Below are 255 nucleotides of genomic sequence, written 5' to 3'. Positions count from 1 at the left end.
CCACATACTCATATGTAATCTCTTTTGTTGTCTTGTCTACATACATAATAGGTGCAAAACCTTCTCTTTGTTCTGCTTCTACTACTTCATCGACCAACACTCCACTTAATTCTAATTCTTGAGCTGACTTATTTAACCCATATGTTTGGTCAAAAGGCATATTGTGTATTAAATTCACCTTATATATATTTCCTTCTTTGTGTTCTAATCCTGTTAAATATTTTTGCATTTTATTTCCTCCTAAATTTTAATTAT

The 255-nt window shown here is 30.2% G+C and carries 1 protein-coding gene; it reads right to left on the bottom strand.

All coding sequences use genetic code 11. The annotated features are described in order from the left end of the window. Window positions 1-229 (bottom strand): hypothetical protein (locus IC213_RS21460; protein ID WP_413927315.1); only part of this gene is annotated, 229 nt, incomplete at its 3' end. Between the last annotated feature and the right edge of the window lie 26 nt (window positions 230-255).

The organism is Clostridioides sp. ES-S-0049-02 (assembly GCF_020658465.1).
Taxonomy (GTDB): domain Bacteria; phylum Bacillota; class Clostridia; order Peptostreptococcales; family Peptostreptococcaceae; genus Clostridioides.
Note: the sequence above shows the minus strand (reverse complement) of the source record. Positions and strands in the feature narration are given on the sequence as shown.